The organism is Pseudoalteromonas sp. H105, from assembly GCF_001469215.1.
Classification (GTDB): Bacteria; Pseudomonadota; Gammaproteobacteria; order Enterobacterales; family Alteromonadaceae; genus Pseudoalteromonas.
This window is the reverse complement of sequence record NZ_LOFH01000001.1, coordinates 60,119-81,219: the sequence shown is the minus strand read 5'-3', so window position 1 is coordinate 81,219 and position 21,101 is coordinate 60,119. Positions and strand designations below refer to the sequence as shown.

Genomic DNA, 21,101 nt, shown 5'->3' with positions numbered 1-21,101 from the left:
GAGTAAGAAGTACTCCGCTAATATTTTAAACGTTGAGCGCTTTGACAAACTCTTCAAGATTAGATGCAAGTACATGGTGCGGTTGTTTACCCACATACTCTAAGCACACTTCCCCACTTTCTAATAATACAGTAACCAATAAATCTTCTTGCTCAGTTAAACCAATAAATACACTAGGCTTTTGCTTTAACTTGCGCTTCATTAAAACATGGCCCGTAATATTTTGCTGAAGTAAGTCAAAATCATCATCACTCCAAGCCTGTAATAACTCTACTTCATGTTCTTCGATTGTGGCGATAATCCCCCCCCCAAAAAAAGACCCATAATAGTGATGCAATGCTTCAGGAAACGTTACATCCAGTGCTTTAGCTAAATCAATTAATGATCCAGGGTTTTCACGACGAACTGCTTGCCATTGAATTTGTCCATGCTCATCCACATCACCAACCTCACAGGGGCTAGGCCAATTACTATCTTGTTCTATTAGGGGTGATCTACCGGTTTTCTCTGTGGTATGTTGGGCAAATTTTTTATGAAGTTGTTCTAATTGGGTAACAATAGACATACTGCGAAACTCATTAGCTTTAGGTATAATAAACGTATTGTAACTATAAAAGACGCAACATGACAGATTACAGCAATTCACCTGAACTAAAAGACAGCGTACTTGGGCAGTCAACTGAGTATGTAGATACTTACACGCCTAACTTACTTTTTCCTATTGCCCGAAAACTTAATCGTGATGATTTAAACATCAACGAAGCGCAGTTACCCTTTAAAGGCCAAGATATATGGACTGGCTACGAAATATCGTGGTTAAATAATAAGGGAAAACCGATGGTTGCTGTCGCGTTGTTTGAGTTCCCTTGCCAAACAAGCCATATTATTGAATCTAAATCGTTCAAGCTCTATTTAAACAGTTTTAATCAAACACGATTTGATTCAATTGAGAAAGTCAAAAGCACGCTAACTGATGACTTATCAAAGGCCGTTGCAATGCCTGTAAACGTTACCTTATATAGCCCAGATGATTATAACTGCTTACCTTGCACTCCATTGCCTGGGGTATGTATTGACAATTTAGACATTGAAATCGATAGTTATGATTTAGATGCTCAAAGCCTCAAAAGCGCATCCAATGAATGTGTAACTGAAACGCTTCACAGCCATCTACTCAAATCTAATTGCTTAATCACTTCGCAACCTGATTGGGCAAGTATCATTATTCGCTATTCGGGTGAAGAAATTTGTAAAGAGTCGTTATTGCGGTATTTAATTTCGTTTCGTACCCATAATGAATTTCATGAGCAATGCGTAGAACGTATTTTCTGTGACTTGACCTCATCGCTGAATTTATCAAATTTAGAAGTATATGCACGTTATACTCGTCGAGGGGGCTTGGACATTAATCCATACCGTTCAACGAGTAATGACACTGTGCCATTTAATGTCAAAATAAACCGCCAATAAATGTATACTAAAAACGAGCCCCATATTGGGGTTCGTTTTTCACGTTTACCGTGCAATCCGCTTAGTTGGAATAGGCATTGCACACACATCAATGTAGTTTGGTGAAGCAACAAACCAGGTTTCATTACGATTTTTACGCGCCCCTATCAGCGCGTCAAACGCAACTGAGTCAGTTCGCATGACCTTAAATTGGCTATTATCCTCTTTAGCAATATCAGCCAACACCTTAACATCCTTAATAGGGTTAAATGGCTCATTGCCACTTGGCCTTCTATCTAAACGATTAAAATGCTCCATGCCTTCTAATACTCGACCGAAAACGGTTATATTTCTATCTAAATAACGCTGGCTATTACCGATTGTGGTATAGAATTCGGTCCCTCCGCTATCCGTTTCATTCCCCCTGGCCATGGCAAACACTCCGTGGCAATGTACTTGCCATGTTTGTGTTTTAGTCTCATTTTGAGCCACTGCAAAACCATTTAAAAAGCCGGTAATTGGGGCATAACCATCATTCTTATCAAGCTCTGTGATAGTCAATGCTGTTTGGGTCGTCAGGTAAAACTCTGCTGGTATTCTTTTACTCGCTGTTTTTGTGGTTTTAGTTCCACTGGCATCTCCTCCCTGTGCAACAAAGCCTTCAACAAACCGATACATATTCAAGCCTTTGTAGAAGCCGTCTCTAGCTAAACGTTTTATATTTTGAGTGTGGTTTGGTGCTAAATGCGGGTTTAACTCTATATAAGCCTCCCCCGTTGGCAATGATATTTTAAGCACGTTATGAGGGTCGACCTGCCGCCACTGTGATGGTTGTGCTTGCTCAATTATGTCAGCAGCACTGGGCTGCTGAGCATGAATAAATTGAGAGTGAGATGATAGTGCAACGAAGATGGCGGCTAAAAATTGTTTACGCATAGAGATGACTTTTAAAGTTTTTTATAGATTATTGTTTTAATTTATTTTTATCAAGCCAATAATGCGCATCGTTAATAGGTGCGCTCAGGGGCAATAACGGATTCTTCAGCTCAATAATACGGCGGTTATGCAAATTAGCTTGCTTGATCACCGTTGAAAAATGCTGATTGAAAAGCGTATCAAAAGAGCCATCACTAATGGCTTTGAGTAATCCTGATTCAATATGCTTATGGAGTACTGAATTATTCTTAGCGACAAAAAAATATACGGCGCTTGGATAACGAATTGCAATATGTTGATCCTGTACTATTTCACTGTTTTCGAAACCTTTAAAATCAAATAATTCAAAGGGTAACGCATCAAAACGACCATTTATGAGCATATTCATCGGGTCTGCGCTTTGCCCGTATGCAAACGTTTTTAAATCATTACTTTTGAAAATAGCAGTATCCGCCCAGTCCTCTCGTAAACCAAATATAAAAGGACTCAACTGTCCGGAATGTGTGACATGTAAAAATATATCTTTTTTATTCTGAGCGATTAACGGAATTCGATAACCCATTAATCCTTTCACTATTGGGATTAACACCGCTTTGGCTTTTTTTTCAGTTAATGAGCTCGTAACCGTCCAAAACACATCTACACCGTCCTTTTCACCTAACAGCCGAATACCACGAGTCTGCGAAGGGATTTCTTCAATTTCTACTGATTTAATCGTGATATCCGATTTACTTAATACTAATTTAAGCAGCTCTGTAACATACGGATGCCCTCCTGCTGTATAGCGTACAGTTAAGCTTTCCGCACTCGTTACAAATGATATTAATAAGCACCCGATAAGTAAGCAGCGATTCATGTTTTTATTTATTCATCCCAATCAAATTTATATAAGATATCAACGTCTTGGTTTAAACCGCTGGTTACTTCAATGAACAATTGCGATAGTAGCTGGTAACGAACAGCAATCTCACTTAACGAATCAAATACACCCACACTATATTTTACTTGGATGCCAGGAGCAAGATAGCCAGATATCTCCACTTTAGTATCATCACCACTGCCTTTTGAGCCCAAGCTTACATCTGAAAGACCAAATTTTTCACCCACTTTCGACACTACCCCTTCACTGCGACTTACACCTTGAGCTAAAAGTAATCGAGTTAGCATGGCATCGGATGAACTATTTCCTTCATCAAGTGGCTGGCCATTTAATAAGTAAGCGAGTGAGTGTGCTTGGTCCATTGCAGGCTCTGAAAATACTTTCAACGAAGGTTGTTCCACATTACCCGTCAACGTAATACCGGCTGTTACACCATTTGCTGTGTTTTCTGGATTACGTATCGCCTTAATATTCAAGTACGGCTTATCAATTGGACCACTAAACCCTATTTGACCCGTTCGAATAATAAGGTCCTGCCCAAATGCGTAGTAAGTTCCTTGCTTTAAGTTTAGCTCACCGGTGGCAATCATGGGGGTCTGTTTATCCATTTTTAGATTCAAATCACCTTCAATCTTAGATTTAAGACCAAATGAATCAATTCTTACGTCATCCTTTACTATAATTTGAAGTGCGATAGCATAATCAAATGGCACTGATGCTTCTTCCTCTCCTTGTCTGTCAACGATAATCGTGTCGTCACTAACCTGAACGGCGCCTTCGGGTAATTCTTCAATCTTCACTCGACCATAAGGCACATTAACGTGACCAACTAATTTAAGGGCATTGTCAGCTAAGCTTATTTTCAAATCAGGTGATACTTTAAAAATTACACCTTGCTGTGCACGCACATAGAATTGATCACCATTGAGCGCCAAATTAACTTCAGGTCTCGCTCTCTCCCAATCGACGCCACCAGCAAGGTTCAGACTTCCGCCATCAAGATCATGAAAAGTCCCCTTCAAGGAAGCCGTCGTTTTATCGAAGTTAATTGCTACATGGGAATCTATAACTGAAATAGGTAACTGCTCACCTTGTAGTTTGATATTTGCAATATGCACCTCGCCGTTTAATAGCGGCTCCGCTATTGTCCCACCTAGCAATACATCACCACTTACATTCCCTTTTAACTGTTCTAATACACTAATAAAAGGCTGCAAGTCCGTCAGTTGCATTTTATCAATCTTGATATTACCTGACAGCGCCTGTTTTTGTAGAAGATCCGTGACAGCAATGTCCGTTGTAACATTGCCTATTAAGCTCGAACTCATGTCAGCTTGTAACGACGCATTCATCGCATCTGATTTGACATCTATTTGAAATGTTTCAATGGGTAATCGGTAGGACTTTTCATTATCTATAAATGTGGCAGCAAGCGATTTTGAACGGAGTGTCGCTGAAAAAGAGTCTAATATTTTCGCATGCCAATTAACCTTTATTTCGCCCGCAAGCTCACCTTCGGCTTTTAAATTGTTCGGCAAAAGGTGCTTCAGGTCATTCATGGCTAAGCCATTTAAGCGCGCAACCAAACTGCCAATATCATTCTGTTGCAATAATTGATCAATACACAGTTTACTGTGTTCACTTTGCCAACAATGCTTAGCAACCGAAAAGTTTCTGTCATGAGTATTAAATGACACATCAATGTGTGGGTTTGTTGTGAGCCTCATTGCGTGATCAGTCAAGAGCACATCTTTAATTTTCCCCTGCCAAACCTGATTTACAAGCGCACCGGTTATATCAAACTCTGCTTTACCTTCATGGGCATCTAAATCAAACTGGAAATGATGGTTTTTCTTGTCACCACTGACACCGACCCTGACACTATTAATTGTATAATCATGTAATTGAATATCCGCAACATTAATAGTGGCATTTGTTTGGTAATCTGCTTCAGAGTTAAACTCAGCTAAAATATTCAAACCTGCTACTGCAATATCGTCATAAATTAAGTCTTTTAGAGCAAGGTCGAGGGTAACCTCAGGCTTTAAACGGTCGCCTCTTACCTTTAAAGACCCGTTGCCAGTGCCTGTGAATGGGAGTTGATCTTGTGCTGTTTTGTTGGCATTGAGTTGTGCATCAAGGTGCCACTTTTCCCCAATACTTCCGAGTAAAGTAAGCGTACTATCAGCACTGGTTAATTCAAACTTCTTAATATTTGCATGCAATTCATCGGATATTTCAAAATCAGAGCCAAGTGCAAAATCAAAACCATCAATTAAACCCGTTAATTGCGTATTGTACATTACTAAACGCCACTTCTCTTGTGCTGTGTTGAAAGCGCCATGCACTTGCCCTGATATGTCACTAGTTAGAGTATCTGTGAGGTATTGTGCTTTGAGGTTATTTAATTGAATTGAAAACTCACTATCAATTCCGTCATGCCAACGAGCGGATGCTTGAATCTTAGCGCTGCTATCATTGGCGAGTAAGGATAACTGCTCTATGACCATAGAGGTTAAGCTTCCTTTAATAAATGCATCGAGTTTGACGGCTGGGTAGGCGCCTAGCCGACTGACACCATTCAGTTCAATTCTATAATCATCTGCATTCCCATTAGCTGCAAGTACCATGTCGGTTAAGCTTAGTGCATGGTTTTGCGTATCTAACTGCCACTGTTTGGCATTCGCATTGATACTAAATGGAAAATTAGTTGATCTTAAATCAACGTTTAATAACGCCTCTAATGGAAACTGCCCTTGCGAATTCACGTTCACTTGTAAATCACTCAAGTCTCCTTTTACCGCTAACGTGAACGGGTGCTCTTCACTATCAACAATAATTTTAGCATTAATAGGGTTGCGTCCATTTAATTCAGTACTTAATTCACTCGATACAGTCCATTGCAAATAATCAGCCGATAATGTGCTAATTTTTAATTCACTGTTTTTTATAGCAAGCGCCGTATTAATATTCTTAATCTCATGCTGTTGCTCCCCTTGTTTGATTTTTAATAGGTTAACGGCAACTTTCTCTACATTGATAGCGATAGGAGAAGTAAAGTCAATGCGGGGTAATGGAGTCAATGCTGTTAATGATTGCGGTGCCTGCTGCGTCGTGTCTTTCAGCTGCAGTGCTATTGTATTAACGTTTATTGCATTTAGCACCAGTTGTGAGTTACTTGCCTTGGCACTTAATTGAAATTGCTGGATATGTACGTCTGTATTTGGGTTTGAAAAGTCAAAATTAGCCACAGCAATGCGTTTTACCGTAATAGCAAATGGCAAGCTGAGCCTTTCACTCTCACTGGTTGTGTTTTCTTGCAGTATTGAAGGGGTGCTTGACTCTTCCTGTTTCAAGCTCACCGTGATGGCTTTTGCACTGACGTTATCAATACAAAGCCCATCACAGCGCCACCAATATAAATCGAGCTTCAAATGTTGAGCGCTAAAATTTAATTTAGGCGATGAATAAACGATATCAATAGGGTCGTTATAAAGTAACCGCCCTTTATTGAGGTTAATGTCTAACCCATTAACCAGTTTATTAGCAGAAAATATAATAAGCTGATTACCTGGTGCTGTGAAAATTAAACAAAATAAAATCACCAAAAACGAGCATAAGCTAAGTATCAAACTCGCTGTTATTTTCTTTAGGTTCGCCATTATATTTCCGGCCCTATGGTAATGCTCAAACGTGTACTTTTACTCTTTTTAGTCAAGCCCCATGCGTGATCAATCCGAACAGGCCCTACCGGGGTTAAGTATCGAAAACCAAAACCAGCGCCCACTTGCACATCATCTGAAAAATCATTTGTTGCAGTACCACTGTCAACAAATAACGCAAGCCGCCAACTTTGTGCAAATTGATAATTATATTCTACCGTTCCAGATATAAGGTATTTACCACCAATTAATCGCCCTTTTTCATTTTTTGGAGAAATCGATTGGTAAGCAAAACCGCGCACACTTTGGTCGCCACCCGCGTAAAACCTTAAAGAGTATGGTACATTATCGATATCATCCACCATCATAGCGCCTATATTAGCTTTTAAGAAAAGTAAGTGCTTATCTAAATAAGTCCGCAACCATGCATTTTGTAATTGTAATCTAAGAATATTAGTGCTCGAAAAAGCATCGTCTAAACCAAATTCAGCTGAAATCAACCATTGCTCAGCCCAATATGGGGTTGTACCGCCTTTGGATTCTTTTTTGGCGTAACTAATTCCAGGCATCAACATTCTAGCGCTTCGTTCTTCGTCACCAATACGGAATGTTTCCCGGTCTCGCCTCAAAAAAGCAATACGTACCCAATCATTCTGAGTTAACCATTGGCGTTGTAACTGCCCAGTCAGCACTTTACTGTAAACATCGTTTGTTAATTCATCCTCTCGCTTGTAGCCAACAGAAAAACGCCATAAATCATCATTCGGATTATCCACGGGCACTGTATAGGCCATTGATATATCCTGTTGAGGCTCAGAAACATTTAAGTTACTTTCAATATAATGGCCGTCATCAGTGATCCATGGCTTCGCCCATTTAAATCTTACTTTAGGCCCATACGTTGTATTAAATCCACCGCCAATTTCATAACTATTGGCGGGTTTGTGAAGTACGTCTATGTTTATTGGCACTTGACCATTGGCACGATTAGCTATGTCAGCAAAGACTCGAGCGCTGATGAAATAGGGAGTTGTTGAAAGAGAAAGGTTATATTCTGAAACTGCTGTTGCCTGATACGGTTCACCTTGCTTAAAGTCAGCAAGGGAGCGAATGTATTTAGCTGCTTGAGTTTCTCCACCAATGACCAGCTCACCAAATTGATACCGAGCGCCTGTGTCAAATGTTAAAATTACGCGGGCACTGTTGGTTTTTAAAGTAACTTCTAGGCGGTGGGTTTGCCATTTAACATCAAAATATCCAAGCTCAAGTAGTTGCCTTTCTATTTTTTTTCGTGCACGGTCATAACGACTATGATTTAAAATATCGCCTTGCTTGATTTTAATGCTTTTAATTTCATCAAGCAGTTGCGGATCTGCCTTCCCGGCTCCCAAAACGGTGACCGATACATCGGCAATTCGGGTAGCGGGTCCGCGCTCAATAGTAACCACTAACGAGTGTTCGTCTTTTAAATTAAGTTCAATAATTGGTTTATAATAACCTAGCGCATTTAAACTGCTGGTGATTTGTTTTTTAGCATGACTCAATAAAGTACTTGTTACTTTTTCGCCTTCTAACTGCTTTAAATACAGTCCAACATTCTTTTCAAGATCACCACTAATGCCGTTAATTTCATGCTTTTTTATCGTTTTAGGTACTGCCGCTAAACTGAATGAAATAAATAGCAATACAGTGACCGTAATTAACGCATATATCCGACTAGGCAATTCATTTCCTTAAAATAAGCAAAAACCCTATATTAGTTGCAAATAATACCACAAGCCTATCGCTACACACATCAACTCAAATAATGAAAATTAGTACGCTTATTTTAATTATTTTAGTTACAATAGCGGACAACGAGTTTGAAATCATATTATTGAGTATTTAAATGCAATTCCCTGATGACGAAAATGGACAATTACTTGCTGAAATAGCTGAGGCTGGCATAGATTTAGCGCAGATGCACAAAATAGACTTTTATATATTATTTGAGCAAAAGCCTGAAGCTGAGCAGTTTGCAAAAGTGATTAGTGAAGATGAATTAGCGCCGACAACACAACTTGTGCAATGTAAAGACACGGGGATCTGGGAAGTCATTACCCAAGTTCAAATGGTTCCTGAGCACACCTTACTTGGCCAAACGGAACAATACCTAGAAAGTATTGCTAATGGCCATAAAGGCTACGGCGATGGCTGGGGATTAGAAAGCGAATAAGCCCTTATGGAACCAGTTAAACTATTAACGGCTTAACTGGTTTGCTTTTCTAAAGTGACCTTCATAATCAAATAGCTTATCAGCCACCTTCCAACCGTATTTTTTGCTTTTTCTGGCGATAACAAAATCAGGCGCAGTTAACGCATGTTCATTTTGTAAAACCTGCTCGACTGTTTTATATTCGTGAGGTAATTGCCCTTTCGCGTTACGTTGGCCAAATTGTTTGTTAAAAATATACTTTGACCCTGAGTGAGAAAAGTCAAATACCTCGTCACAGCTAGCGCCATCTTCATCAAAGTACGTTATTTTTAAACTATCATGTTTACTTTTTAAAACCTGCACACTTAACCCACTACAACGAAGCACCAACGCATCCTTCAAATTTAACGCTGCGCGTAACTTATCATCCGGATCAGCAAGTGTTGCATCACACGATTGACACACTCTCGCTGCAATATCATTTTGAGCACCACAGTTTTCACACTCTTTGAATCTAAAACGGTAATCACATTGCATACTGTGCGCTTCATCTTCAAGTAAACCTTTACAACGTCGACCAAAATGCTCGGTGACTTTCCCTTGTGAGTCTGTTTTACCCCAAAAAATATTAGCAAACCCACAGCCAGGGCAAAGTACTTGCACAGGTTCATTATCACTGTCTGCCTTTTTATTCCCCACCTCAGGATAAAATAAATCAAACCCATTACCGGCATAATCTATCACAAGGCAATCTTTCTTCCCTTCACTTAACCTTAACCCACGCCCTACGATTTGTTGATACAAACTCACGGATTCTGTGGGACGTAATATCGCTATAAAATCGACATGAGGCGCATCGAACCCAGTCGTTAAGACAGACACGTTTATTAAATACTTAAGTTGTTTGGACTTAAAAGAGCAGATAATTTCATCGCGCTCATGTATAGGGGTATCACCTGTTATTAATGCACTGTGTTGATGAGGAAAATAACTTAATACTTCCTGCGCATGACGCACGGTAGCCGCAAACACCATCACCCCTTTGCGCGTTTCACTAAGCGTTAATATATCGCTGCAAATAGACTGAGTAGCTCGCGTGTTTGCTTTTAATAATGAATTTAAATCGTCTTGATTAAATCGGCCAAACGCATCACTTTTCAGTGATGAAAAGTCATAATGGCTCAACGCTGCATCCACCTCTTTTGGTGGTGTTAAATACTGGTTTTTAATCATATAACGCAAGGGCAGCTCAAAAATACATTGCTTAAAAGGGCTATGCTCATCCCCACGCACAAAGCCATGATAGTGTTTATGATATATCCACCCAATACCGAGTCTATAGGGTGTCGCTGTAAGACCTAATACTTTTAATTTAGGGTTATATTTTTTCAGCGTTTTGATTAACTTTAAATATTGACTGTTTTCGTCATCACTTACTCGATGACACTCATCAATAATGAGTAATGAATAATGCTCATTTAATTGTGAAAGGTTTCGTGATAACGATTGCACACTGGCAAATGTGACTTGATGTGATAACGATTTTTGCTTTAATCCTGCTGAAAATATACTCGCTTGAAGGCCATAACTTGTATACTTTTCTGCATTTTGTTCAACTAACTCTTTAACATGTGCTAATACAAGGATTTTTTGTTTAGCAATACGAGCCAGCTCAGCAATAACTAAGCTTTTACCTGCACCGGTTGGCAAGACAATGACAGCTGCTTCATCTGTTTTTCTAAAGTGAGTAACGGTACGCTCAACAGCTTCTTGTTGATAAGGCCTTAAAATATAACTCATAATTACAACTAGTTATAACTAAAAAAGCCAATAAAAGAAACATTGGCATAAAAGGGTCAACAGTATTTGTTTATACTAAACATGTGGTCAAATCGACACCTTGAAATGCTTTTGGACGCTTACCGCGACCCGTCCACTCTACAACCTTGCCTTCATGCTCAATTCTATATTTAGGTAATACTTTAGTGCGTTTATCTCCAGCAATATCTTGAAGATCTTCCAGGGTTAACCCTTTTTCTTTTAGTAAGTCGAGCACTTCTTGTTTAGCTTGCTGCTGCTCTGTAAACTTAACGAGTGCATCGTTAATCAGTGTCTGTGCTTTCTCTAACTCTGATAAACTAGCCGTTTTGATAAATGAACGTATTTCTTTCATTTGATTCTCATAATATAAATAAAGGGAATTAATGCTTTCATTATAATCTATTATAAACGCATTATTAATAATAATCTAAGCGCGAGTTTGTTTTATTAATCCAGCCATGTACAAACAACCTTATTTAATCGGACCAGGTTATTAACTAAGGCATTTAAGCGATGATCTATTCGATTTTCCGTTGATATAACCTCTTCACATTCTTCAATTTGAATCGTAATCGAATCCATCTTCACCATCACAATTGATCCCTTTATCCGATGCAATATTTTTTTGCACAATAAGGCATCGTTATTACGCATTCCGATTTCTAAATCTGATAAATCTGATTCTAATGTTTCATAAAATATACGTGCCATTGTTATTGCATCTGCTTTAGTACCAAAGACACCAACCCATTGAGACAATTCAGGTACGAGGAACTCACCACGCAATTGTGAAGAGTAGATAGGCTCAACAGGTGAGCCTTGGACCAAATCTAATAAAATTTCGTGGAGCTCTATTAGTCTATAGGGTTTAAATAAAATACGATTTATGCCTGCATTATTGGCTAAAAGTGACACATCTTTTGAGTTATCTGCAGTAAGACCGATAATAGGTAAGCACTTAATGGCTGAGAGTGTATTGGAGCGAATTTGCTTTGCAAGTTCGAATCCATCCATTTCAGGCATATGGCAATCCGTAATTACGGCATCAAACTTTTGCATAGCGAGTGCTTCAAGTGCAATTTTACCATTATTTGTAATTGTAACCATGCACCCTAATTGCTCGAGCTGATTTTTTATAAGAAATTGATTTACTCTATTATCTTCCGCAATTAACAATTTAAAATTACAACTTTCGAGCGCTATTATATGATTTGATGGTATTTCTACATCACTAAAGAGCGTTGTGAAATTAATTTTATAGAGCAATGTTAAAGGGATAAGTACCGTTGACTTATTATAATAATGGGTATCATCGCCATATGGAGCAATAATGATAACGTACAACTTAACGTCCTGAATACACTCAAGCCATTGGTCACCATACTCATGAATTAAATCATCCAACATAAAAACGATATATTCTGCATCTCTCATTGCGGCATCGATTGTACTTTGCTGACTCATTTTGAAATTAATTAAATTAAGCGTAAGGCAGTCGACTAAACTCTGATGATACTTATAAACAACCCATGAAGATTCTTGGCTTCCATTAACTTTACTCAAGCATGGCTTTAACTCTGCAGATTCGCTCTGTTTACTATCAAGGCCCAAATCAATAAAAATACCGTGCCAAATATGCCTTTCTAATTTATCTCTCAATGAAGAATCCCTCACTGCAATAAATTTACACTGGCGTATAGCGCCTTTTGATTTATAACGAAATGAACATGCAAGCTTATTAGTGTCACTACCAGCATATTTAAAGGCACGCGCTATATTGACTCTATCTTCATCACAGATAGACGGTGATATGCATCCTGTTATACCCATTCTGTTTATTGAAATATCGACTAAACCTAACAGTTTAGACGCCTCCGATGACAACTCAAGAAATCGTCCTTCTCCATTCGCAAAAGATTCAAACTTACAATGGCCATCAGAAAAATGGTTTAACAAAGCAACCTGCTCATCACATTGTCTAGAGGTGCTATTACCTGGGTGATCGGGTGATATCTCATTTAAAACCGTCATTACACCGGCGAGCTTACCTGTATTATCTATGTAAGGAGATTTAATACACTCGAGCTTGGTTAGAGAACCTTTATTATTGGGAGCAAGAATACACACGCTTAAAGAGTCGCATGTACTGCGCACCTCCTCGTTTAATTCAATCATAAACCGAGGAGTTGAAATCACGGGAGTAAAAGACTCAAGAGAGCCATCAAACAGGTACTTATAAGCTTTATAGCATTCCTCACTACGGAATAGGACATTATGATTGACATCTTCGATATAGAAATTAGGAAACATAAACGTCAAGCTTTGGCTATTACGCAAAAAACATTCGCTTTGTGCAAGAGACTCTTTGCGACTCAATAACTTTTTCATCAATATAATGAACGCTGCAATTAAAATAACAATAAGAAAACATAAGCCGTAAATCATAGAAAATCTCTTAGCCTCATTTGTAAGCTTAATTTAAGAATATTACCATATTGCTGGAAAGTATAAGCGATATTAACTTATGCCATTTATCACCTATATTTTCGCACTCACAACTCATATTTATAGGCAATGTATGTTACTTTATTGGGAAAATAATTATAGATATTTTTAAAAATGAACGATAAAGAAATAGCTGAAAAACTCGAACTTGCATATAGTATTTTTAAACGTGAAGGGGCGTCTTCACACTATGTGAATATTAATAATCATTTAATAGAATCAGAAAAGCAGAGTGTTCAGACTACGTTAAACTTAGCTATTCACTACTTGTACATCAATGATATGTATTTTTTTGAAAAAGCATATCATTATCTAAGTCATGATTATAAATTTAAGCTTTTTAATGAACTTCACACCAAAGGAGAGTTAAATAAAATTGGCAGTGCCTTTAATGTCATTATAGAAGGTCTCTGTAGTAAAGACTACATTACAGCATTAATTCAACTCGCGTCTCATGGTAATTATGAACTCACAGTAAAGTGCATAAAAAAAGACAAAGCTACGCAATTTCAATTACAAAATAACGCAGAAGCATTACAGGCTATCGCCAACTCATATTTAAATTTAGAGCGGGATGAAGATGCTGTCGCGTACTTAAAAATACTACTTTCCCTCAATCCACAAGATTTGATATCTCGTTATAACTTGGCCATTACTTATGAAAACATAGGTGAATTTGAAGAAGCCAAGTCATTATTTTATTTAAATATAAAAGATTACAACCATATACCGTCATTAGCTAGACTGCTATCTATTGAAAATGAAGATAACTTACATCAGCTTTTAGGGACGTGCGAAAAAATAATAAACACAGAAGAGCAAACAAAAGACAACCTTACCGACCTCTATTTCTCAATGGGGACAGCGTTCGACAAACTTGCCAACTACGCCCATGCTTTTAAATATTTCAAATTAGCAAATGACTCTATTTCAATAGATACCGTTACAGATGATCCTATCTACTTAATGAAAGAACAGAATAGAATTGAATACCAATTAAACAACGATTCTTCGCCAATATTTATATGCGGTATGTTCAGATCTGGCAGTACGCTTCTTGAGCAAATCATCTCAACAAATAGTAAGTTTAATAGTGGTGGAGAAATTGAGTTTTTTACAAGTGAAACACTCACTTCATGTATTCAAAATGTAGATTATGCAAATGAGCTTGCAAATGCCTATGAAAATAAAATGAGTCAATTTAAAGGAGGTATTAATCGAGTTATCAATAAATTACCTGATAACGTCTTATACATAGGCCTCATTAAATCACTTTTCCCGAACGCCAAATTCATCATTACTCAACGAAGTATCGAAGATACATGCTTATCAATCTATTTTCAAAACATAGCTAAAAGCTATGCGTATGCCTCTAATTTGGAATTAACTAAAGCATACTATTTACAGCAACAAGAAGTTGTTAAACAGTGGCAGTCTAAGTTTAATGATGATGTGATGGTATTTAATTATGAAGACTTAATCGCCGATACCGAACCCAGCTTGGAGAAATTATGCCATTTTCTAGGAGTCAAATTTGAAAAAGACATGCTAAATTTTTATAAGAATAGTAACAGTGTCAGGACAGCTAGCTATCATCAAGTAAGAAGTAAATTACACGCAGGGTCAGTAGGTAGATTTAAAAATTATCAGCACTATTTAAACCCTATTTTTTAGACATGAGTGATGCGAAATAGCACTGATGTTATTTCGCATCATTCAGTTTACTCCGAGAGACCTATATGCATATGACCATATTTGAAATCTACAGTTATTAAGAAGTGTTGAAGTAAGTCATACCCTAGCACGCCTTTAACATCCATCCCCTTTAAATTAGAGCCCGTAAATGATTCACTGTTTAATAGCTCAAAGCGTTTACCTACTTGAGGATACGCAATCGATACAGCGTCAACAGTGAAAGGTCCAAACTCAACTTTTGGAATATTTGATAATTCATACGTTTGAGGACCATTAATTTCTACAATTTCAATTGATGTGGAAGGAAGTGATTTATCCCAACCTTGTTTGTCAATAATAGTGCGTTCAATCTTAAGGCCTTCTTTTGCGCCCGTTGATATGACAGTCCAAATTGACTTACTATCGTCTAAATTAACCTTAACAATAGGCAGTGCTGATTGTCGATGCAAGCGCATGTCAATATTTTCGGCTGACCTTAAATCGATTGATTTGCGGTCTAAAAATCGCAGCTTTCTTTTAGGGTAATCAAATTGCATTACAAAGTTATGAAAAAAGCCAATGCCTAAAATAATATCACCATCATCAATTTTAGTCGGTCTCATATCATCTAGTTTGTTGCTAAAACCAAATATGTCTAACTTAACTTGATTGTATAAAAATTTGCGGGTCTCAGTAGTCGTATCTTTAACGTCGATAGATTTGCCTTTTCTATCAGTCAGAGGGTGACGCTCTAAAAACAATTCGCTGATATAGTGTTCTTTTTGACCCGTGTCTAAAATAGCGTTAACAGTAACCCCTTCAATCTTAGCGGGAACAACAACCTTGCCATTAACTATCTTAAAATCAATCCACTCTGTAGCAGCAATTGAACTAAAAGGCTTAATCAATATAAATATAAATAGTAAGAACGCGTAACTTTTCATATTAACCTCCATGTACAGACCAGCTTCTATCTAATGCTTCCATCGTTTTTTTAGCATTCTCTTCTTCCCTTTTCTTAGCTGCTTTAGTTATACAACGGCGAGTATTGAAATTTGACCCCGTTTTTTTAATTGTTGTACATACATAATTGTCATCTTTCTCGACTTTAGCTAACTCTTCCATCTGCGATTCTTTGTTTCCACTTGTAGAATTACATGCTGTTAGAAGTAACATTATTAAGGGAGCAATAATTTTTTTCATTAGATCTTTCCTTTTACTTTTTACGAATTAAACAATTAAGTGCAATCATAATTCTCGGACGATTACCGAAATAAGTAACAACCTCATGCTCTAGATAACCAGGGAAAATAACAAATTTTCCTGAATTTGGTCTAATTGCAAAGCCACCATAATCGAACATCGCTTTTAAATTAAAAAAACCTTGATCGTCAGGATTCTGCTGTATGTGTCTTGGATCATAAATTTGCAAGTAACCACTTCGTGGGAACTCAACGGTTGGCGCATCTCCAGCATCAACATAATAGATCATTGACCAAGAACACTGACCATGGTCATGCAGAGACTTTGTAGCACCAAACCTTGATATATGAAACCAAGATTCGAATTCAAACTTTAAGTTATTGAGATCGTCTTTTTGCCAATTTGATGTTTCTAATATCCAAGAAGTTAAGGCACCATTCATTAAACGGCGGATCTCTAAAATATCTTCATATTGAGTTAATGAAAATAAATCGCCAGGGCTATCGAAGATATTGCCTAGCGTGGTATTAAGTTTTGTTTTATTTTTATAACCTTGTTTTTCAAGGTCAAAAAAAAGTTCAGATAACCGTTTATTTAACGACTCTGACTGAGTAAAGCTTCCTTCAAGAACAGGTGAAGCAAAGCATATTTTCGGTTTCGCATTTATTTGAATCATAAAAAAAGAGCGCACTATTGTGCGCTCCCTTACTCTAAACTAAATTAGAATTTAACATCGTACTGAACGTACATGAAACGACCGATGTTATCGTAAGTGCTTTGGCTGTAGAAAGGCCAGTCATTTACAGAGCTAAATGGAGGCTGTCTATCAAACAAGTTACGAATACCAACAGTTACTGTGTTGTTCTCATTAACATGGTAAGCACCTGTTAAATCAAACTGTACATATGAAGCAAAGTGTTGAGATTCACCAGCGTCTACGTAATCACCGTTTGCATCTAAATTTTTAGTATCTACATCGTAGTAACCAACTAACTGACATGATTTGTTAGCTGTATTACGCTTATCATATGAGTCATAGCCAGGTAGGAAACGCATGTTTAATGACGTTGTAAAGTCACCAGTATCAAGCGTAAAGTTACCATTTGCATTGTAATCACGAGTTGCTTCATCACCAACCCAATCACACAGAGGCTGTACCGCAGAAGATTGTGATTCAAAGCTTAAGAATTGTTCAATCTTTAAACGAGACGTTAATGAACCAAAGCTTAAATCAGTTGAATATTGAATATCATAGTTCAAACCAGTTGCGCTTTGTTCATCGGTTTTAACAAAACCATTTCTCGCTGTATCATCAATACGACCAGATGAGTTACGAACAACTAGGTCAGTAAGGTTACCTTTCGCTTCTTCATCAAGAATCTCTTGGATACCTAATGAACCAACAATGTTTTCAATCTCAAGTGACCAGTAATCAACTGTAAATGATAAATCTTCTGTTACATCGTAAACCATACCAATATTGTAAGATACTGATGTTTCAGGCTCTAGCTCTACGTTACCACCTGACTTAGAGTTAAGTTCAACTTCTTTACAATCTGGGTGACTGTCATCGTTACCAGCAGCTTGACATAGTTTAGTATCTACTGCTTTGCTCACACCAAAAGACGAAGCTAAGTAAAGCGAATCTAGCGAAGGTGCTTTAAAGCCAGTACCGTAAGATGCACGAAGCATGATGTCATCTGTCGGACGGTAAGAAATTTTAGCGCTGTACGTTGTTTCGCTTGCATCTGATTCACCCCAGTCTGCAGAGTCATTACGTACTGCTAGGCTGGCTTCTAAATTATCAAGAATTGGTAGGTTAACTTCAACAAACACAGCTTCGTTTTGGAATACACCACCACCGTTTGAACCAGCACCACCAATAACATCACCATTGATTGAAGCCTGGTCAGAACGGTCTAAGTAGTTTTCGCGGCGAACATCAACACCCGCAGCAACACCTACTTCACCACCTGGCAATTCTAAACCAGTGATACCTGAGATTGCTAATGAAGAGAAAGCAAGCTCATACTCAGACGTTCTATGCGTTGCTGAGTTTAAACCTTCACAGAAATCTTTAAGCTCTGCTGAGTTACAGTCATTTACTACGAAAGGATTCAAAGTACCATCAGCAAATGCACTTTCAACACCATCTACAATTAGTTGACCAGCTTTACCAACTTGACGGTTAGTTAAGCGTGAGAAACCGATGTCAAAATCTAATTCCCAGTTATCGCTGATCAAGTAGTTTGCACCACCGATAGCTTCAAATGTTTCATTTGTATTGTCTTTTTGACGATTTGGAAAATCGATATAACGACGACCAACATAAGCAAAACCATCACCTGCAGCGATTTCGTCAGCGATCTGAGCGCCTAACGTTGGGTTAGACTTATAACGGTCATTTACTAAGAAGTCTTTTAAATACGGGCTCTTAGAAATATCAACAGCACCTGGTGCAGGCGCATTTGAGCTGTGTGTGTAAGCACGTGTATAACGGAACTGAGAATCAAACGTTAGATCATCACTGTATTCATGTGAGATAGACGTTAAGATAGACTGACGATCACTCGCTGGTTGTAATTGATATAGCGGTGCGAAGTCATAAGCACAGCGACCGTTTGACAATACGTTTTCAGTAGCACAGTCAGACCATGGAGCCCAACCTGTATCTGTCGCAGAAGGGGCAGAAACATAAGTTGAACCCGGGATACCCCAAGATGAACGACCTTCACCACCACGGTGATTTGGAAGGTAGGCAGTGCCACCCATTTCACGGTCTTTAGCCATGATTGGACGACGTTCGAAATAATCAGCTGCAAACAAGATGTTTGTATTGCCGCTTGTTGCGCCTGCAGTTAATGAAAACTGAAGCTCATCGCCATCCATATTCTCAACTGCTGCACCGTATTTAAACTTAGCTGCAACGCCTTCCATGTCAGTTTTAGTGATGATGTTAATTACACCAGCTACCGCATCTGAACCATATACTGCTGATGCGCCATCTGGTAATACATCAATACGCTCAACTGCTGCCATTGGGATTTGGTTTACGTCAGTAAATACACCACCAGCAGAGTTTTTAGGTAAACGGCGACCGTTTAGAAGAATTAGTGTGTAATCAGAGCTGAAACCACGAATACCAACTGAAGATGCACCAGCCGCTTGGCTAAGTGTAGCTGATTCGTTAAAACCGCCAGTAGATGCGTTTGTTCTTAAGAACTCTGCAACTGTCGAAACGCCTGTTTTTTCAATTTCAACAGAAGTAAAAACCGTCACAGGTGTTGCAGTTTCCATATCTGTGCGGCTGATACGTGAACCAGTAACCTGGATGCGCTCTACTTTTTCCGCGCCTTCTTCAGCAGCAATTGTGCTCGCTGAAAATGCAGCGGTTGAAGCTGCACCGAAAGCAATCGCTAAGCGAACTGCTTTTGAAACTTTGTTATTTAACATTTGATTATTCCCTGGTCATATTTGAAATATGATTTTATTAGTTTTAGACCCCAAAAAGGCAACTTAGTTAACAAAATAGCAACTAAGTACCCCATTGCGAGAAAATATACTAATATCAGGAACATCATTTGGTCAACAGTTTTTTAACTTGCGAGGTGTTTTGTTTACAAAAAAACGTAAATAAAAGGTGAAGGGTTTATGTAACCCTATGTAAAATATGCATAAGATTTATGTTATGAACCAAAAAAAATAGAACTGAGGAAAATTGCTTAAGACAAGAGCGTGTATTGCTTCTTATTAGCAGTAAAGATTTGTTTAACTGAGGCAGTATGAAACTATACATCGATTTATATTAATCATTTAGATAAATCAGAGTTCAGTTTTACAGCCTCCTTTTTAAATTTTAATACCTTCATAAAGGGTTCCAATATACTGGTTATCTTTATCGATTAATTTTTCTATCTTTACTGATACGTTATGTTTTTCTAAACAGCTTGGGAGTTCATTGCTATTATTCGCCGCTTTTTCTAGATCGCTAAGTCTAAATATTAACCCCTCTAATTCTTTATTAAATAAAGAGAAGGCTGTATCAAGATCGATATTTCTATTTTTTAAAACAAAATTATAGAAACTTATAAACAGTGTTGCATTAAATGCATGAGGATTTATGCTATTTTCTTTTGTTATTAATTTATAAATGATAGCCTTTTGATTATTTATTTTTTCATCACCTTCCTTAATATTAATAATTAGTTGCTTAAGCTCAGTAATAAAATCACTTTTTACTCGTTGTGCTGAAGCTAAAATATCCATATTAGGTTGGACAATATCAGAGTTTTCTTCGTGGCAAATAAACTGGTATCGCCCGCCTTTCTTTAATACTCTAAAACACTCGGTAATACTGGATTTTAGGTCACTATACTCAATTGCAAATTGTGATATGACTGCATTAAAATTTTCATCATTAAAGGGTAACTTTTCCGCATTTACATTAGATAAAAATGTTCCTGGTAAATTTTTTATAATTTCTTTCTTTAGGTTTGCTTGATCGACTGCAAAAAATTTAAAGTTGTGCCTGCGTGAAGTATTTATAAGATCAATTAACGCACCATTCCCTGTTCCTACATCTAAAATAGATGCATTTTCATCTAATAAACTTGAGAATTTATTCCAACTTTCTTTTAGTTTACCTGAGTAATTTGCTTTTATATCCTGACCAAAAGAAGTTATATAACCTTGAGACCAGTACTCACTCCAATAATCTTCCATACACCCTTCTTTCCGATATGAAAAAGGGCTGAATAATCAGCCCTTTTGAGTTTAA

Annotated in this window: 16 protein-coding genes; 3 read left to right on the top strand and 13 right to left on the bottom strand. The window is 37.8% G+C overall.

What is annotated here, in order from left to right:
- Window positions 1-25: 25 nt before the first annotated feature.
- Window positions 26-565, bottom strand: coding sequence for a SecY-interacting protein (gene syd, locus ATS75_RS00315; RefSeq protein ID WP_058558443.1), 540 nt, complete (start codon window positions 563-565; stop codon window positions 26-28).
- A gap of 59 nt (window positions 566-624) precedes the next feature.
- Between syd and queF the strand changes: the two genes are divergently transcribed.
- A complete protein-coding gene (gene queF, locus ATS75_RS00310) occupies window positions 625-1,470 on the top strand; it encodes an NADPH-dependent 7-cyano-7-deazaguanine reductase QueF (RefSeq protein WP_058558442.1) in 846 nt (281 codons plus the stop codon).
- Between the two features lie 45 nt (window positions 1,471-1,515).
- Here the strand turns inward: queF and ATS75_RS00305 are convergent, their stop codons facing one another.
- From ATS75_RS00305 to ATS75_RS00290, 4 genes are read right to left on the bottom strand one after another with little or no spacing between them, the layout of a single operon-like run.
- Window positions 1,516-2,385, bottom strand: a complete 870-nt coding sequence (locus ATS75_RS00305; RefSeq protein WP_058558441.1) for a peptidylprolyl isomerase — start codon at window positions 2,383-2,385, stop codon at window positions 1,516-1,518.
- Between the two features lie 28 nt (window positions 2,386-2,413).
- On the bottom strand, window positions 2,414-3,241 hold the full coding sequence (locus ATS75_RS00300) for a transporter substrate-binding domain-containing protein (protein WP_058558440.1): 828 nt from the start codon (window positions 3,239-3,241) through the stop codon (window positions 2,414-2,416).
- An 8-nt stretch (window positions 3,242-3,249) separates the two neighbouring features.
- Window positions 3,250-6,927, bottom strand: a complete 3,678-nt coding sequence (locus tag ATS75_RS00295) for a translocation/assembly module TamB domain-containing protein (RefSeq protein WP_058558439.1) — start codon at window positions 6,925-6,927, stop codon at window positions 3,250-3,252.
- Entirely contained in the window at window positions 6,927-8,612 is a 1,686-nt protein-coding gene (locus tag ATS75_RS00290; protein ID WP_414858272.1) for an autotransporter assembly complex protein TamA, read from the bottom strand. Before ATS75_RS00290 ends, ATS75_RS00295 begins: the two co-directional genes overlap by 1 nt.
- Before the next feature lie 203 nt (window positions 8,613-8,815).
- Here ATS75_RS00290 and ATS75_RS00285 point away from each other — a divergent pair, with 203 nt between their 5' ends.
- A complete protein-coding gene (locus tag ATS75_RS00285) occupies window positions 8,816-9,142 on the top strand; it encodes a ribonuclease E inhibitor RraB (RefSeq protein WP_058558438.1) in 327 nt (108 codons plus the stop codon).
- Between the two features lie 24 nt (window positions 9,143-9,166).
- On the opposite strand, the gene ATS75_RS00280 is transcribed toward ATS75_RS00285, so the two are convergent.
- The 3 genes from ATS75_RS00280 to ATS75_RS00270 all read right to left on the bottom strand — a co-directional run bounded on the left by ATS75_RS00280 (window position 9,167) and on the right by ATS75_RS00270 (window position 13,387).
- Window positions 9,167-10,921, bottom strand: a complete 1,755-nt coding sequence (locus tag ATS75_RS00280) for a DEAD/DEAH box helicase (protein ID WP_058558437.1) — start codon at window positions 10,919-10,921, stop codon at window positions 9,167-9,169.
- Window positions 10,922-10,991: 70 nt separating this feature from the next.
- Window positions 10,992-11,294, bottom strand: a complete 303-nt coding sequence (locus ATS75_RS00275) for an H-NS histone family protein (RefSeq protein WP_058558436.1) — start codon at window positions 11,292-11,294, stop codon at window positions 10,992-10,994.
- 95 nt (window positions 11,295-11,389) lie between these two features.
- Window positions 11,390-13,387, bottom strand: a complete 1,998-nt coding sequence (locus ATS75_RS00270) for a response regulator (RefSeq protein WP_058558435.1) — start codon at window positions 13,385-13,387, stop codon at window positions 11,390-11,392.
- A 174-nt stretch (window positions 13,388-13,561) separates the two neighbouring features.
- On the opposite strand from ATS75_RS00270, the gene ATS75_RS00265 reads away from it, so the two are divergent.
- Window positions 13,562-15,121, top strand: coding sequence for a tetratricopeptide repeat-containing sulfotransferase family protein (locus tag ATS75_RS00265; RefSeq protein ID WP_058558434.1), 1,560 nt, complete (start codon window positions 13,562-13,564; stop codon window positions 15,119-15,121).
- 47 nt (window positions 15,122-15,168) lie between these two features.
- Here ATS75_RS00265 and ATS75_RS00260 read toward each other — a convergent pair whose 3' ends face one another.
- The 5 genes from ATS75_RS00260 to ATS75_RS00240 all read right to left on the bottom strand — a co-directional run bounded on the left by ATS75_RS00260 (window position 15,169) and on the right by ATS75_RS00240 (window position 21,046).
- Window positions 15,169-16,065, bottom strand: coding sequence for an aspartyl protease family protein (locus ATS75_RS00260; protein ID WP_058558433.1), 897 nt, complete (start codon window positions 16,063-16,065; stop codon window positions 15,169-15,171).
- Between the two features lies 1 nt (window position 16,066).
- Window positions 16,067-16,324 (bottom strand): hypothetical protein, encoded by a 258-nt coding sequence (locus ATS75_RS00255; protein WP_058558432.1) that lies wholly within the window; start codon window positions 16,322-16,324, stop codon window positions 16,067-16,069.
- A 13-nt stretch (window positions 16,325-16,337) separates the two neighbouring features.
- On the bottom strand, window positions 16,338-17,015 hold the full coding sequence (locus ATS75_RS00250; RefSeq protein ID WP_152996155.1) for a putative 2OG-Fe(II) oxygenase: 678 nt from the start codon (window positions 17,013-17,015) through the stop codon (window positions 16,338-16,340).
- Window positions 17,016-17,044: 29 nt separating this feature from the next.
- Window positions 17,045-19,777, bottom strand: a complete 2,733-nt coding sequence (locus ATS75_RS00245) for a TonB-dependent receptor domain-containing protein (protein ID WP_058558430.1) — start codon at window positions 19,775-19,777, stop codon at window positions 17,045-17,047.
- A gap of 396 nt (window positions 19,778-20,173) precedes the next feature.
- A complete protein-coding gene (locus tag ATS75_RS00240) occupies window positions 20,174-21,046 on the bottom strand; it encodes a class I SAM-dependent methyltransferase (protein WP_058558429.1) in 873 nt (290 codons plus the stop codon).
- Window positions 21,047-21,101: the final 55 nt, after the last annotated feature.